This is a genomic window from Arthrobacter sp. FW306-1B-G06A, from assembly GCF_058781765.1.
The window spans coordinates 25,243-38,242 of the sequence record NZ_JBYSXB010000048.1 but is presented as its reverse complement, the minus strand read 5'-3'; the positions used below and the strand labels follow the sequence as shown (position 1 = coordinate 38,242).

12 protein-coding genes are annotated in these 13,000 nt (G+C 64.4%); 6 read left to right on the top strand and 6 right to left on the bottom strand.

Features of this window, described 5'->3' with window-relative positions; genetic code table 11:
• Positions 1-1,938: TPM domain-containing protein (locus AC3WJM_RS20180; protein WP_492272789.1), on the bottom strand; the 1,938-nt coding region annotated here is incomplete at its 3' end.
• A 331-nt stretch (positions 1,939-2,269) separates the two neighbouring features.
• On the opposite strand from AC3WJM_RS20180, the gene AC3WJM_RS20175 reads away from it, so the two are divergent.
• The 6 genes from AC3WJM_RS20175 (at position 2,270) to AC3WJM_RS20150 (ending at position 8,743) form a co-directional block, all read left to right on the top strand.
• On the top strand, positions 2,270-3,925 hold the full coding sequence (locus AC3WJM_RS20175) for a S1C family serine protease (protein ID WP_492272788.1): 1,656 nt from the start codon (positions 2,270-2,272) through the stop codon (positions 3,923-3,925).
• A 274-nt stretch (positions 3,926-4,199) separates the two neighbouring features.
• Positions 4,200-5,000 carry an electron transfer flavoprotein subunit beta/FixA family protein gene (locus AC3WJM_RS20170; RefSeq protein ID WP_492272787.1) on the top strand — a complete coding sequence of 267 codons (801 nt, stop codon included), beginning with the start codon at positions 4,200-4,202 and terminating at the stop codon, positions 4,998-5,000.
• A 14-nt stretch (positions 5,001-5,014) separates the two neighbouring features.
• Positions 5,015-5,968: an electron transfer flavoprotein subunit alpha/FixB family protein gene (locus AC3WJM_RS20165; RefSeq protein ID WP_284991532.1), complete on the top strand. Its 954-nt coding sequence runs from the start codon at positions 5,015-5,017 to the stop codon at positions 5,966-5,968.
• A gap of 5 nt (positions 5,969-5,973) precedes the next feature.
• The gene (locus AC3WJM_RS20160) at positions 5,974-6,753 is read left to right on the top strand and encodes a PIG-L deacetylase family protein (RefSeq protein WP_492272786.1); all 780 of its coding nucleotides are present in this window, start codon (positions 5,974-5,976) and stop codon (positions 6,751-6,753) included.
• Between the two features lie 74 nt (positions 6,754-6,827).
• Positions 6,828-7,373, top strand: coding sequence for a gluconokinase (locus AC3WJM_RS20155; RefSeq protein WP_492272785.1), 546 nt, complete (start codon positions 6,828-6,830; stop codon positions 7,371-7,373).
• On the top strand, positions 7,370-8,743 hold the full coding sequence (locus AC3WJM_RS20150; protein ID WP_059387525.1) for a GntT/GntP/DsdX family permease: 1,374 nt from the start codon (positions 7,370-7,372) through the stop codon (positions 8,741-8,743). Before AC3WJM_RS20155 ends, AC3WJM_RS20150 begins: the two co-directional genes overlap by 4 nt.
• Before the next feature lie 90 nt (positions 8,744-8,833).
• Here AC3WJM_RS20150 and AC3WJM_RS20145 read toward each other — a convergent pair whose 3' ends face one another.
• From AC3WJM_RS20145 to AC3WJM_RS20125, 5 genes are all read right to left on the bottom strand, one after another.
• Positions 8,834-9,595: a MerR family transcriptional regulator gene (locus tag AC3WJM_RS20145; RefSeq protein WP_492272784.1), complete on the bottom strand. Its 762-nt coding sequence runs from the start codon at positions 9,593-9,595 to the stop codon at positions 8,834-8,836.
• Positions 9,596-9,672: 77 nt separating this feature from the next.
• Positions 9,673-10,551 carry an anti-sigma factor gene (locus AC3WJM_RS20140; protein ID WP_492272783.1) on the bottom strand — a complete coding sequence of 293 codons (879 nt, stop codon included), beginning with the start codon at positions 10,549-10,551 and terminating at the stop codon, positions 9,673-9,675.
• Position 10,552: 1 nt separating this feature from the next.
• Positions 10,553-11,149: an ECF RNA polymerase sigma factor SigK gene (gene sigK, locus AC3WJM_RS20135; protein ID WP_492272790.1), complete on the bottom strand. Its 597-nt coding sequence runs from the start codon at positions 11,147-11,149 to the stop codon at positions 10,553-10,555.
• Between the two features lie 227 nt (positions 11,150-11,376).
• On the bottom strand, positions 11,377-11,844 hold the full coding sequence (locus AC3WJM_RS20130; protein ID WP_059387528.1) for a tRNA (cytidine(34)-2'-O)-methyltransferase: 468 nt from the start codon (positions 11,842-11,844) through the stop codon (positions 11,377-11,379).
• A 44-nt stretch (positions 11,845-11,888) separates the two neighbouring features.
• Positions 11,889-12,842 (bottom strand): J domain-containing protein, encoded by a 954-nt coding sequence (locus tag AC3WJM_RS20125; RefSeq protein ID WP_492272782.1) that lies wholly within the window; start codon positions 12,840-12,842, stop codon positions 11,889-11,891.
• Positions 12,843-13,000 lie beyond the last annotated feature (158 nt).

Genomic DNA, 13,000 nt, shown 5'->3' with positions numbered 1-13,000 from the left:
GCCCCAGCCGCCCCCTCCGCCGTGGAGGATGGAGTTGATGAGGATGCCGCCGAGGATCGCTCCGCCGAGGCCGCCACCACTGCCTCCACCACCGAACATGCCGCCGCGGCCGTAGCCTTGGTTGGCGAAGCCGCCGAACTGATCGACGTCGGACTGGGCCAGTTGCGCGGCTTGTGCAGCGAGCGACTGGGCCTGCTGGGCGTACGTCAGTGCGGTGACGGGGTCATTGCGGGAAATGGACAGGGCGTAGTCGAGATTCCGTTGGGCTTCGGCCAAACGAGTACGGGCCTCGGGGCCAACGCCGCCGCGTCGCGCCGCGATGTAGTCCGAGGTAGCGCTGATCTGGGACTGGGCAGCCATGATGGTCTGCTGGAGCGCGGCTTGCGCGCGCCTTGCCTGTTCCTGCTGGTCACGGATTCCCGAGAGGGACTGGTCCAAGGCTTGGTGTGCCTTCTCCACCCGGTCCAGGGTGGCAATGGGATCGATCTTTCCGCCCTGGATTTCGGCCTTGACCTGCGCCAGTGCGGCTTCGACGCCCGCCACCGGACCGGCCAGCTCCGGGTGTTCGCCGGACTGGATCATCGCTTTGGCCTGGGCCAGGTCCTGGCTGGTCTCCACCACGGCGCCCTCCAGCGAATTCCGGGCTTCGTCGAGGTTGCCCGCCACCTTGGAGATCGCGTCGATCAGGACGTTGGTCTGGTGCAGGCCTTCTTCCGCGGCGCGGACGGCCACAGCGGCGAGGCTGCTCTCACCTGCGGCGAGCTTTTCCTGCGCCGTCGTTGTTGCGTTGTGAACGAAGGCAAGCCGGTCCTTGGCCTGGGTGATGTTGTCGCTCACGTGGCCAAGTGCGCTGTCTGCGTACTTCTCGCGCAGTCCGTTGAGCGATTGCTCCGCGCTGCTGATCTTTGCCTCGGCTTCGTTCGCCCCGGCGGCAACAGTGGCCAAAGCCTGCGGCGCGTTCTTCTCCAGCTCGCGCAGGGAGTCGAAATCGGCCTTCTGCTCCCGCAGCGACTCGAGGGCCGCGTCCGAGCGCCGGATGATTTCGCCAAGCCAACTGCGCTGCTGCTCTTCGGTGTCCGGGATGTGGTCATCGAGCTGTTGCTGGAGCTTGAAGGACTCGGTCATATGGTTCTTTGCTTCCAGCAAGGCCTTGGTGAAGTTCCCGACGGCGGCATCGCCGTATTGCGCTTGGGCGAAGCCGAGTTCCTGCTCGCTGGATTTGATGGTGTCGTCCGCTTCGATAAGCAGGGACCCGGCTTTGCGCCGCAAGTCCGGGATGCTCAAGGAGGCGAGGGGATCGAGCTGTTCGCCCTGCGGGCCGTAGCTCGTTCCGGATGCCTGGCCCTTCTTGCGGCGGTTACGGAAGTACAAGTACGTGCCCACACCGCCGGCCGCGACAACGCCGGCACCGATCAAAACGACTGCACCCGAGTTGCCGCTAGGAACCGTGCCGCTGCCCCCGCTGGCGGCGTCGCCGACGGCGGCCGCGGTGTCGATGGCCGCCTGGGCAAAGTCACGCTTGCCTGCGCCCAGGTTGGCCGCGATGGCATTGGACGAAATGGTTGACCTCTTGGAATAGATCGCGCTTGCAGAGTTGGGTGCGAAATAATACTGACCGGCCGTGGAGATGGCCAGAATGACGTCAGCCTTGCCCATACTCTTCTTGGTGGCCACTGCCGTGGCCCAGGCCTCGGGCGATGAGGGGTTCTCGAAGGAATTCACCGTGACCACGTACAAGTTGTATTTGTGGTCCTTCAGGAGCTTCTGGATGGCATCCTGGACCTCGCCCTTGCGGTTGCCCAGGACATTCGCGTTGTCCACGATGTTCTGGCCGGAGGGGATGGTCACCGGACCCTCGGCCCAGGCTGCGGTGGCCGGGAGGACCAGCAATCCGGCCAGGCCGATGACGGCGAGTACACGTTTCAACATTGACCGCATGTGCAACCCTTCAGCACGTCTGCGACTGGTCCGGGCCGGAGCAATCGAAACAGAATGCATCAGCGCCCCCACGCATGGTTGTCAAGCGGCAGGTCGCTGTGGCAATTCCACTTGATACTATGGTGCACCTTTTGGAGCGTCCACAGCGGTAAATATGCCGCCAGCGAAACGGGGAGAAATCGTACCTTCTCCAACGTTGAGGGGCTTGTCGGCAGCATTCGACGGCATAGGGCCAATCCGATGACGGCGTTCAGCAAGCTCCCAGCGAACGTCGACTCTTGATCCAGCAAGAGCGACGATAGTTAAGGGGACGAGGAAGAAAGGAAGTCCCATGACGGAGAACCCAGCACAGGGCGCCGAGCCTGAGAACAATGGCCCCGAGAACCATGGTCCTGAGAGCACCGGCAAGGCGGAAGCGGACAAGCAAGCCAATTCCCAGCCTACGGCCCCGCTGCCGGCATACCAGCCGGGTCAGGATTTCACTGCGAAGCCCGATTACCCGGCGCAGCCCGATTACTCAGCGCAGCCGGCGCATACAGCACAGACCCCGGTAGCCCCGGCACCATGGGCCCAAGGCCCGGCCGAAAACGCCACCGAGCAGATCCACGCTCAGCACAGCGCTCCCCAGAACGGAGCGCCCCAACACGGAGCTTCCCAGCACAGCGCGGGACAGCAGCACGCCTACCCGCAGCACCAGCCTTTCTATGGCGGACCGAACCCTGCGCAGCACTATCCCACTCAGCAGTTCCCCGCCCACCCGGGAGGTCCGGCGGCTAGTCCGAAGCGCAAGCCGGTCTTCGGCGTCGGGACCTTGGTGGCCTGCATCCTGGCAGCCGGTCTCGTGGGTGGAGGCGTGGTGGCCGCCAGCGATCAATTGTTGAACAGCCGGACCCCGGTGGCGGCCGGCAGCGGCCAGGCGGGAACCGTGATTGTCAACAACACGGACAACGTCAACGCCATCACAGCAGCCGCGGCCAAGGCTACTCCGAGCGTCGTGACCATCATGGCTTCAAGCGGGAGCCAGGGCGGCACCGGTTCGGGCATCATCCTCGACGACCAAGGCCACATCCTGACGAACACCCACGTGGTGACCCTTGACGGTGCCAGCGCGAACGCCGCCATTGAAGTGCGGTTGAGCGACGGACGCGTGCTGAAGGCGACGGTAGTGGGTACGGACCCGCTGTCGGATCTCGCCATCATCAAGGTGGACAACGCTTCCGGCCTCGTGCCGGCCACCCTGGGTGATTCCAGCAAGATCAACGTCGGAGACAACGCCATCGCCATCGGTGCTCCGCTCGGCTTGCCCGGCACGGTCACCGACGGCATCGTGTCCACGCTCAACCGCACCATCAGCGTGGCGTCGTCGGCTGTTCCCAACGGCGGCTCGGACAATTCGCAAAACGGCGGCCAGGGCGGATTCCAATTCGCCCCTCCAGGCGGTGGCCAGAGCCAGAGCAGTGCGGGCCAGGGCACCGTTTCGCTCAACGTGATCCAGACCGACGCGCCGATCAACCCGGGTAACTCCGGTGGAGCGCTCGTCAACACCAAGGGCGAGATCATCGGCGTCAACGTGGCAATCGCTTCTGCCGGCAGCAGCAGTTCTTCGTCTTCGTCCAGCGGCAACATTGGTGTTGGCTTCAGCATCCCGATCAACAACGCGAAGCGTATTGCGCAGGAACTCATCAAGAACGGCAAGGCAACCCACGGGCAGTTCGGCGTCAGCGTTCAGCCTAAGTCGGCAACAGGCAGCAGCTCCGGGTTCTCGATCGGCGCGCAGGTCGCGGCCGTGACCAAGGGCTCCGCAGCTGAGAAGGCCGGGCTCAAGGTGGGCGACGTCGTGACCAAGTTCGCCGGTATAGACATCACCGACCCGGAGCAGCTCACTGCGGCTGTCCGGGAGCAGCCGGCAGGCGCAACAGTCAAGGTGACCGTCCAGCGTAGCGGCCAGTCGCAGGAGCTCGACGTGACCTTGGACGCTGCTCCGTAACAGCTACGCCGTAGCAGCGGATTCCAGCACGCGAACCGACTAGCACGTCGACGACGGCGGGCGGCACCACCGGTGCGGCCCGCCGTCGTCGTGTGCTCTTGCCGCCGTGGCGGTGGCGATCCACGAAACAGGAGTTAACGCGGCGCCGTTGTCCGACTTGTCCCGCAATATGCTTAGCTAGGACGAGCCCGTATGCCGGGCACTCTTGGCCATGCGCCTAGTTGCTGGCCATCCCCGAGTATGGAAGGCTGCCTCGAACACAGTGGGAGATACATTGAAGATTGTTGTTCTGGTCAAGCACGTCCCGGACGCGCAGTTCGACCGACACCTCACCGGCCCAGGCAACACCACGGACCGCGACGAGAGCATCCTGTCCGAACTGGACGAGTATGCACTCGAAGCCGCGCTGCAGCTCAGCGAAGACCGCGGCGGTGCCAAGGCCGGCAACGAGGTCATCGCCTTGAGCATGGGTCCAGCCGGTGCCGTGAACGCGGTCAAGAAGTCCCTGCAGATCGGTGCCTCCTCGGGAGCGCATTTGAGCGACGACGCCTTGGCCGGCTCCGATGCCGCAGCCACTTCGCTGGCCCTTGCCGCGGCGATCCGGTATCTCGGTGCAGACTCGCCCGTTGACCTCGTCCTGACGGGCATGGCGTCGACCGACGGCGAAACGTCCTTGGTTCCGGCACAGCTCGCCGAGCGGCTCGGACTCCCGCAAGTCACTTTTGCTTCGTCCCTGGAGGTCAACGGCGAACGCATCGTAGCGCGCCGTGACGGTGACGCCCACGCGGACACCGTGGAGGCAACCTTGCCCGCGCTGGTCTCCGTGACGGACCAGATCAACGAACCGCGATACCCCAACTTCAAAGGCATCCTTGCAGCCAAGAAGAAGAAGATCACGGCACTCACCCTGGCCGATATCGGCGTCGATGCCGCGCAGGTGGGCGCCGCGGGTTCCCTGACCGCCGTCGAGACCGCGGAGGCGCGGCCGCCGCGCACTGCCGGCACCATCATCACCGACGAAGGCGACGCCGGCATCAAGCTGGTTGAGTTCCTGGCCGCCCAGAAGCTGCTCTAAGAGGATTCCGACACATGGCAAAAGCACTTGTATTCATTGACAACCCGGGCACAGCGCTCAAGAAGAGCAGCCTGGAACTCCTGACGATCGCGCGTTCGCTCGGGGAAGCTGTGGTCGCCGTCAACGGCGAACTGCACGACGACGTCGCAGCCGCCTTGGGTGCGCACGGAGCCTCGGTTCTTTACCGCCCATCCGCAACGGACCTGGACGACTACCTGGTTGGGCCGAAAGCCGCCTATCTGGCCGCGGCCGTAGAGGCCTCCGGAGCCGGGACCGTCCTGCTGGAGAACACCGCCGACGGCAAGGAAATCGCAGCCCGTCTTGGCGTGAAGCTCAACGCCGGCGTCATCACCGATGTTGTGGGGGTCGACGCCGACGGCACGGCCCACAAATCGGTCCTCGCCGGCTCGTACACCACCACGGCCAAGGCGCGCACCGCCGTCGCCGTGCTCACCGTCAAGCCGAACAGCGTCGACGTCGAGGCCCCGGCCGCGTCAGGCACGCCCGAGGCTGTCACCATCGACGTCCCGGCTGATGCCACCGCGAATGCCGCACGGGTCACCGGGCGTGCGGAAAAGCCTGCCAGCGGCCGTCCCGAGCTTACCGAAGCCCGGATCGTGGTTGCCGGTGGACGCGGCGTCGACGGCGACTTCGGTCCGTTGGAAGAACTGGCCGACGCACTGGGCGGCGCGCTCGGGGCTTCCCGTGCCGCCACGGATGCGGGCTGGATCGGTCATGACTACCAGGTTGGCCAGACGGGCAAGACGGTGTCTCCGCAGCTCTACATCTCGGCGGGCATCTCCGGGGCGATCCAGCAAAAGGCCGGAATGCAGACCTCCAAGGTCATCGTCGCGATCAATAAGGATGCTGAGTCGCCGATCTTCGAGATCGCGGACTTCGGCATCATCGGTGACCTCTTCAAGGTTGTTCCACAGGCCACCGAAGAGATCAAAAAGCGGAAGGGCTGATCCCTTTGTCTTCTGACGCTACGTCAGCAAAGAGCCCGTTCAACGCCTCCACAGAGCGCGTTGAGCGGGTGCTTTGTTTTACCGCCCACCCGGACGACGTCGACTTTGGCGCGGCCGGAACCATCGCTGCCTGGACCGCTGCCGGCGTCGAGGTCAGCTATTGCGTCATGACAGACGGCGATGCCGGAGGTTTTGATCCTGCACACCGCGAAGAGATCATCTCCATGCGCGCAGAGGAGCAGCGACAGGCCGCTGTCCTCGTCGGCGTGGCGGACGTGCACTACCTCCATGAGCGCGATGGTTACCTGGAACCGACGCATGGGGTCATCAAGCAAGTGGTGAAACTCATCCGCGAGATCCGCCCGGACATCGTTCTTGCCATGCACCCGGAACGCAATTGGGACCGGATCCAGAAGAGCCACCCCGACCACCTCGCAGTGGGGGAGATCGTGACGCGGGCCGTGTACCCCGCGCTTGAGAATCCCTTCGCGTATCCGGAACTGGCCGAAGCGGGCCTCGAGGCCTTCAAATTGCCATGGCTGTGGCTCTTCGCCGGTCCCGAAACCCGTGAGAACTATTTCGTGGACGTCACCGACCACGTGGACGCGAAACTGGCTGCCATCCGGATCCACGCGAGCCAGCACCCCGATCTGGAAGGCATGGAACGGGCCGTGCGGGGCATGCTCCGGCACAATGCCTCGCGCGCCGGAATGCCCGGCGGGCGCAGCGCCGAAGCGTTCCATGTGGTGGAAGTCAACGGGTCCCAAACCATCGCCGGTTTCTGAAATTGCTGATGTGTAACCTGTGTCATATGCTTAGTCTCGTTTAAATCATATTTAATTGAGAGAGGCAGACTTTGATGGCGAAGACTGCACAACAACCGGTATTTGTGATCATGGGCGTCTCCGGTTCCGGTAAATCGACAGTGGCCGGCGTATTGGCCGGACGCCTGGGCTGGGACCTCGCCGAAGGCGACGACCTGCACCCGGAAGCGAACGTGGCAAAGATGCATGCGGGGCACGCACTCAGTGATGAGGACCGTTGGCCGTGGCTGGACATCATTGCCGATTGGATCAAGGAGCGTACGGCAGCTGGAAAGCCGGGCATCATCACGTGCTCGGCCTTGAAGAAGCGCTACCGGGACGTCTTGCGCGGCGAGGGCGTTGTGTTCGTCTTCCTCCAGGGGAGCAAGGACAAGATTTCCGACAGGCTGGCTTCGCGCCACGGGCACTTCATGCCTGCTTCGCTGCTGGAATCCCAATTCGATGCGCTGGAAGCGCCCACCGAGGACGAGAACCACATCTCGCTGTGCGTCTCCGCTTCTCCTGCCGAAGAGGCAGACGAAATCATCGAACGGCTCGGCCTTGAGGCACAGCCGGCACACACAACCGGAGATGCAGCGTGAACTGGACCGGGCACGATACCCAACTCCTGGTGGTCGCGGCTATCGGCATCGCGCTGATCGTCCTGCTGATCGCGAAATTCAAGGTCCATCCGTTCTTGTCCCTCGTGCTAGGTTCGGCCTTCGTCGGCCTGGCATCGGGAGTCGGCCTCGATAAAGTGGTCAGCAACTTCGAAGACGGCGTGGGCGGCGTCCTTAAAGAGGTCGGCCTCCTGATTGCCCTCGGCGCCATGCTCGGCAAGCTCCTGGCGGACTCCGGCGGCGCAAACCGCGTGGTGGACACCTTGTTGGAGAAAGCCAGCGGCAACAAGGTGGTCTGGATGATCACTTTGGTTGCGGTCATCATCGGCCTCCCGATGTTCTTTGAGATCGGCCTCGTCCTGCTGCTTCCGGTGATCGTCCTGGTCACCCAGCGCTCGCAGATGAAGCTCATGCGCATTGCCATTCCGGCCCTCGCGGGTTTGTCCGTGTTGCACGGACTGGTCCCGCCGCACCCGGGCCCGCTCATCGCCATCAGCGCGGTGAAGGCTGAACTGGGCACCACCCTGGCTCTTGGGCTCCTGGTGGCCGTTCCCACCGTGATCATTTGTGGACCGCTGTTTTCCCGCTTGGCCGCGCGCTGGGTTCCAGTTGATGCTCCTGCGGTGGCCGGCGGCGTCGACACCAAGCACGCCGTCGACCTCAGCGAAGTGAAGCGTCAGCCCAGCTTCCTGGTCACCCTGCTGACCATCATTTTCCCGGTGGTGCTCATGCTGTTGAAGGCCGTCGCGGACATCGTCTGGGCCGATCCCAAGACGGCACCCATGATCCGCACCGTCCTGGACTTCATTGGCCAGCCCCTCGTTGCGATGACCCTGGCCGTGCTCGCCGCCATGGTGACCTTCGGCTACGCGGTCGGTTTCACCGGTAGCAAGATTACCTCCAAGCTCAGCAGCAGCCTCGGACCGATCGCCGCGATCCTGCTGATCGTGGGCGCGGGCGGCGGTTTCAAGCAGACCCTCATCGGTGCCGGAGTCGGTGACGCAGTCAAGAAATGGGCCGAAGGCGCCAACATGTCCGTGCTGGTCCTGGGGTTCCTGGTGGCCGTGGCGCTTCGCCTGGCCACGGGCTCGGCGACAGTTGCCACTGTCACGGCTGCGGGCATCGTGGCTCCGTTGGCAAGCAGCCTGAGCCCGACCCACGCGGCACTCCTTGCCTTGGCCATCGGTGCCGGCTCGCTCTTCCTGTCCCACGTCAACGACGCCGGGTTCTGGCTCGTGAAGGAACTGTTCGGCCTGACGGTCGGGCAGACGTTCAAGACCTGGTCGGTGATGGAGACACTCATCTCGGTGGTCGGCTTCGGCTTCATCATGGTGCTCTCGCTGATCATTTAGCGGGGCTGCTTAGCAGCCGGTACGACGGCGGCCCGTCCCCTGTGTTTCCAATGGGGACGGGCCGCCGTCGCGCTTTTCGGCAAGAGTGCCTTAACGGAGCTTTTGCGCTGCGTAGACCTTGATGCCTTCGAGCAGGTAGGGCGCCAGGCCTACCCGGACCTTGTCGTAATTTGCAGTGAACCGGGGGTCGTCCACGTACATCTGTCCCAGGCCTACGTAGGATTCGGCGTTTGGCGTCCAACTCGCGCAGATCCACTTGTAATGCCGGCCGACGGCGGCCTGGACGTCCGGGTGGTCCGCCGGAAGGGCGGCGTCGAAGCAGTGGGCAAGATCCTGGTTCAGCGCCGCGTACTCTTCCATGAACGCCTGCTTTTGGGCTGTGGTCATCGCCGAGTGCCGGGCGTTGCTCTCGTCGACGGCAGGATCGCCCCAGCGCTCGCGAGCCTCGGCCTCGTAGGGGTTGTTGTCGAAATCCTTGAAGATGTTCTCCGCGGTCATGGTTTCTCCTTGACGTAGTGCTGCGATAGTGGCGTCGACCGTCCGGGACATCCGGTCCAGTCGGTCGCGCTCGGCCAGCAGCCAATCCCTGTGCACGGCAAGTGCCTCCACAGGGTCGGCCTGGCCATCCAGAACTTCGCCGATGGTCTCGAGCCCAAGGCCAAGTTCACGAAGCAGAAGGATCCGCTGCAGTCGCAGCAGCTCAGGCTGACCGTAATACCGGTAGCCGTTGGATCCTGTGTGGGCAGGCTCCAACAGCCCGAGGTGGCCATAGTGGCGCAAAGTCCGCGAGGAGACCTTGCTGGCCTTGGCCAGCTCGGAAATGGTCCAAGTACCTGCCTTGTCCTGCTTCATGTATCCAGCGTAGAAGTTGACGTAACGTCAAGGTCAAGCCCTGCCGCAAGAGCCAACGGCGGGCAGGGCCTCTCGCTCTAGGTGAGAGGTGCTGCAGCGACCGTGGGGAGGGTCGGTTTCTTGGAGCCACCCACGGGTTCAACCGTGATGCCGATGGACGCCGCGCTGGAAATGCCGGAGACAACCGCCGGATGGCTCAATGCCTGGGCATCCATAAGGCCCTGGGATACAGGGTCGGAGCCGTCCTTGGGAATGAGCCACATCTGATAGACCTTGCCGGCCGGGGGAGCGGGAACGCCGTTCATGCGGACTACCACGGCGTTCTTCGAGCTGGAGATGGACACGGTGGCGGTACCGCCACCGTTGACGTCGACGGTAGCTTGACGGACATCGCCGGCCTGCAGCACTTGGTTCACAGGATCGTTCTGACCGGCTACGTAGACGCCGACGCCCACGCCGCCAAGCGCAATCACCGCGGCAGCCGCAGCGGCTGCCACCCAACCACGGACGCCTCCGAAGCGTCGGCGATCCCGTCGGTTCCGTGCGGCGGCGAGGTCCACGACGTCGGGGGCAACGTGCGTTGCGGTTCCAGACGACACTTCGGGAACCGACGACGGCGCGGACGCTGTGCCGGTTTGTGCAGTTCGTGGTTGTTCCGGGAGCTGCCGCAGGATGTCCTGCAAGAGCCCGGGCCGCGGTTCGGCCTCGTCGGCGAAGGAAGCGGTGAGGGCTTCGCGTGACTGCCGGACCCGTTCGAGGAACGCCGAGCGTTCAGGCGCCGTGGCAATGTAGTTGTCGATTTCAGCACGCTCGGCGTCGCTCAAGGCGTCGAGGGCATAGATCTCGGCAAGCTCCAAGACGCGGCCTTCGGCAAGGTCAGTGGCTATATCGGTGGCAAACATCCTGCGGAGGCCTTCCTTCCCGAAGTTCCGTTTGTTGTCATCGTGTTCGGTCATGTCAGCTCACCCCCAGGCAAGTCTTGAGTCGGAGAAGTCCATCGCGGATGCGGGACTTGATGGTCGGAATCGCGGCACCGAGTTGTTCGGCGACCTCCCGGTAGGTGAGCCCGCCATAGTAGGCGAGCCGTACGGATTCCAATTGCGTTTCCGTCAGGGTGCCGAGGCAACGGGTGACGGCCTCGGCTTCAAGCCGGCTGCTGGCTTCTTCTTCCACTGAATCGTGGTCAAGGAGTTGGCTCGCGGCGCCGTATTTCGCTTCCCGGTCCGTGGCGGACTGGGCCGAGCGGACGCGGTCGATAGCGCGCCGGTGGGTGATGGTCATGAGCCACGCGAGCGGGCTGCCGGCCTCGGGATCGAACTTGGCCGCGTTCTGCCAGACCTGGATGAACACTTCCTGGGTGGTATCTTCGCTCAGGCCGGCATCCACCAGCACTCGCTTGGCCATGCCGAAGACCCGCCGCGCAGTGAGGCGGTAGAACTCGCTGAAGGCGAGCCGGTCGCCGGCGGCCATCAACCCCAGCAACTCCGCAAGCTGCGCATTCGAGCCGGCAATCAGGCCGGGGGCCTCGGGGCCTCCCACATTCGGTGTATCCATCACCGTCCAGCATAGGTTGCTCGTGACCCTGGCAGTACCAGAAGCACTGCGGGTCTTGAGAGTAGTCACCTGTGCCCCTTCCGCGGCCGTCGCCCACCGGCCCTGCTTCGCAGGCCAGATGCCTGCCCAGGCTGTTGGCCTGCATAGGGTATTCGGCGCAGGGGGAGCTTTGGATGGGTGACCCGCGGAGGTGACCTAGTGGATGTCCGGGCGGACGAGCAGGCCCGCTAGAGCTTCGCGCCCGCAAAACCGTGTTGGCGCCAGGCTTCATACACCGCGATAGAGGCTGCGTTGGCAAGGTTCAGCGAGCGCAGGGACGGCAGCATGGGGAGCCGGACGCGGGCCGTGACGTGCGGGTCCTGCTTCAGCCAGTCGGGAAGCCCGACGGACTCGGGTCCGAACATCAGAACATCGCCCTCTTCGTAGGCGATGTCCGTATAGGAGGATTCGCCGTCGGACGTGAACGCGAAGACGCGCTCGGGCTGCAAAGCCGCCCATGCGGCCTCGATGTCCTTGTGCACCGTGACCACCGCCAGGTCGTGGTAGTCGAGTCCTGCTCGGCGCAGCTTCGCGTCGGAGAAGTCGAAGCCCAACGGCTCCACGAGGTGGAGCTCTGCGCCGGTGATGGCGGCGAGCCGGATGGCGTTTCCCGTGTTGCCCGGGATTTCAGGGGTGTGGAAGAGGATGCGGAACACGTATCAATCCTAGCCAGCGAAAATACGGGGTGGCTCCTGCGGGCTCAGTGCATGCCGCGGAGCAACCGGGCAAGAACCGGGACAACCACGGTGTTGGGCACGGGGCCCGAACTCAGGAACTGCTTGAGGCCGCGGGCCAAACCGGAGGCGTTGACGATTTGCACCGAACCGAAGTCCCCGTCCTGGCGCCGGTAGTGGTCGATGACCGGCTCGTGGGGGTTGCCGTCCGGGCTGTGGACGACTACCCAACCCGTCACATTCAGTTCGGGGAAGATCTCCTGCATGTGGCGAACGATCAGCTCGAGCTGCGGCGGTGGCACCGAACGTCCGCCGTGCTTGAGCGCCACCCCGTCCCAGGCATAGGCGCCTTTGGGCAGCAGCATGGAACCGATGAGCGCCAGGCGGTAGCCGGCGAGGAGGGCGTGGTCGATGTGGCTGTCGTCCGAGGGGGAGCGGAGACCGTTGACGAGCCGGGCCGACGGGATGGCAGGCAGGATCTGGCGGCTGATGAGCTGGACTGTCCGCATTTCGCGCTGAATGCGGGCTTCGGCCCCGAAGATTCCACGCTTCCGGGGAATCCCGTGGATCTGCAAGGCGGCCTCGCCCTTGGAGAGCAGGGGCACCTCGTGGGGATCATCGAAGGGCGGGACATAGACGGGGGCGTCGCCGGCCGTGTTGCGCGGGGCATTCGGCCTGTGGACGCCGGTGCGGGTTTCCGGCCCTGGAGCGCCGGTCCCGGCGTAATCCGGCCTTTGCGCCGGGAAACGGTTCGCCCTGCCGGAAGTGCCGCTCGCGTACCGGCGGTCGTACTCCGCGCGTCGTTTGGGGTCGATCAGGGTCTCGTACGCGAGCGTGACCTGCCGAAAGACCTCAGGATCCCCGCCATGGTCCGGATGGGCGTTCCTCGCGGCCTTCCTGTAGGCCACTTTGATCTCCTTGTCCGTCGCGGTGACGGGAACCCGGAGGATCTGATAGTGGGAACTGCTGCCCTGAGCCAACCACGGGCCTTTCTCTGGGATTCTGAAGTTTCCCGCCGTCCCGGTGCGGAGCGGCGATCTTGGCAAGTCTAGCCAGCCCACCATGAGAACGACGGCGGCCCGGGCTTTAGTTCCCCGGATCACGCCCGTGCCGGTGGCATGATTCATGCTGTGAACTC

Coding starts and splice junctions, on each gene's coding strand:
- AC3WJM_RS20175 (WP_492272788.1), top strand. CDS start 2,270: ATGACGGAGAACCCAGCACAGGGCGCCGAGCCTGAGAACAATGGCCCC.
- AC3WJM_RS20165 (WP_284991532.1), top strand. CDS start 5,015: ATGGCAAAAGCACTTGTATTCATTGACAACCCGGGCACAGCGCTCAAG.
- AC3WJM_RS20155 (WP_492272785.1), top strand. CDS start 6,828: ATGGCGAAGACTGCACAACAACCGGTATTTGTGATCATGGGCGTCTCC.
- AC3WJM_RS20145 (WP_492272784.1), bottom strand. CDS start 9,595: ATGAAGCAGGACAAGGCAGGTACTTGGACCATTTCCGAGCTGGCCAAG.
- AC3WJM_RS20140 (WP_492272783.1), bottom strand. CDS start 10,551: ATGACCGAACACGATGACAACAAACGGAACTTCGGGAAGGAAGGCCTC.
- sigK (WP_492272790.1), bottom strand. CDS start 11,149: ATGGATACACCGAATGTGGGAGGCCCCGAGGCCCCCGGCCTGATTGCC.